Source organism: Novosphingobium colocasiae (assembly GCF_014652555.1).
Taxonomy (GTDB): Bacteria; Pseudomonadota; Alphaproteobacteria; order Sphingomonadales; family Sphingomonadaceae; genus Novosphingobium; species Novosphingobium colocasiae.
On the sequence record NZ_BMZA01000051.1, the window covers coordinates 1 to 2,014 of the forward strand.

Sequence of the window (2,014 nt, forward strand, 5' to 3'; positions counted from 1 at the left end):
TCAAGAAGCTGCACATCGATCCGGTGCCTTCGGAAGCGGGCCTCTATCGCACCATCACCGGTGCCGAAGCGGTCTCGCTCGGCCTTGTCGCCGGGGCGCAGCTTGCCAGCCTGCCGATGTTCTTCGGCGGCTATCCGATCACGCCGGCTTCGGCGATCCTTCACAATCTGGTGAAGATGAAGGAATTCGGGGTCACCACCTTCCAGGCCGAGGACGAGATCGCGGCGATCTGCGCCGCCATCGGTGCCAGCTATGCCGGCCAGTTGGGCGTGACCAGCTCGTCCGGGCCCGGCATCGCGCTCAAGGGCGAGGCGATGGGACTGGCGATCATGACCGAGCTGCCGCTGGTCATCGTCAATTCCCAGCGCGGCGGTCCCTCCACCGGGCTGCCCACCAAGACCGAGCAGTCGGACCTCTATCAGGCGGTCTATGGCCGCAACGGCGATGCGCCGATCCCGGTGATCGCCGCGCGTTCGCCGGGCGATGCCTTCGAATGCGCGATCGAGGCCTGCCGGATCGCGGTGCAGTACATGACCCCGGTGATCCTGCTGACCGATGGTTACATCGGCAACGCGTCCGAGCCGTGGAAGGTGCCCGATCCCGCCAGCTTCGCGCCGTTCCCGGTGACTTTCCTGGCGGACAACAACAACCCCGATGGCAAGGTGCTGCCGTTCAAGCGCGATGAACGCGGCGTCCGGCCGTGGATCAAGGCCGGCACGCCCGGCCTGATGCACCGCATCGGCGGCATCGAAAAGGGCATCGATACCGGCAACATCGATTACGCCCCCGATGTCCATCAGGCGCAGACCACCGCGCGCAAGGACAAGATCGACGGCATTGCCGCCTCGATCCCGGCGCAGGGCGTGGAACTGGGCGAAACCTCGGGCAAGCTCGCCGTGGTCGGCTGGGGATCGACCTACGGGCCGATCTACCAGGCCGTGCGCCGCGCCCGCCGCAAGGGCATCGCCGTCAGCCACATCCATCTGCGCCACATCTGGCCGCTGCCGGCGAACCTGGGTGAACTGCTCAAGAGCTTCGACAACGTGCTGGTCCCGGAAATGAACACTGGCCAGCTCAAGACCGTGCTGCGCGATCAGTACCTCGTCGATGCGGTGCCGCTGACCAAGACCAGCGGCCAGCCCTTCGCCATCGCCGAGATCGAGGAAGCCATTGCCAGCTTCTTCGACGGCAAGCCCGGCCACGAAGAGGGCGAGGTCGCGGTGAACGAGGCCCAGCTTCCGGCACCGGAGCAGGAAGCACCGTAAAAGAGGGGCGCCCGTTCGTGTCGAGCGAAGTCGAGACACGTTCAGACCGGCGCCAGCTTCTCTCGACTTCGCTCGAGACGAACGGAAGGTTCGAAGTATGAACGACATGACCCCGATCCAGACCTCCCTCAAGGACTGGGAAACCGATCAGGAAGTGCGCTGGTGCCCCGGTTGCGGTGACTATGCGATCCTCAAGGCGGTGCAGCGCACGCTGCCGATGATCGGTGCCGATCCGTCGAACACGGTGTTCGTTTCGGGCATCGGCTGCTCCAGCCGCTTTCCATACTATGTCGAAAGCTATGGCTTCCACACCATCCATGGCCGCGCGCCCGCGTTCGCCACCGGCATCAAGCTCGCCAATCCCGAGCTCGACGTTTGGCTGGTGACCGGCGATGGCGATGGCATGTCGATCGGCGGCAACCACACGATGCACGTGCTGCGCCGCAATCTCGATTGCCAGATCCTGCTGTTCAACAACGAGATCTATGGCCTGACCAAGGGCCAGTATTCGCCGACCAGCCGCGTCGGCACCAGTTCGCCCACCTCGCCGATCGGCTCGATCGACCGGCCGGCGCTGCCTTGCGCCTTTGCGCTCGGCGCGGGTGCCCGGTTCGTGGCGCGCGGGTACGACGTGTCGAAGGACCTGCCTGAAGTGCTCAAGGCCGCCTATGCCCACAAGGGCGCGGCGTTCATCGAAATCTTCCAGAACTGCATCGTCTACAACAAGGATCGCTTCGACGATTTCACCG

Annotated in this window: 1 protein-coding gene and 1 pseudogene; both read left to right on the forward strand. The window is 64.8% G+C overall.

Annotation, left to right across the window (positions count from 1 at the left end; genetic code table 11):
* A pseudogene (locus IE122_RS18125) lies at positions 1-1,265 on the forward strand (2-oxoacid:acceptor oxidoreductase subunit alpha); the annotation flags it as partial.
* Positions 1,266-1,362: 97 nt separating this feature from the next.
* The coding region (locus tag IE122_RS18130; RefSeq protein WP_189622630.1) for a 2-oxoacid:ferredoxin oxidoreductase subunit beta at positions 1,363-2,014 on the forward strand (652 nt) is incomplete at its 3' end.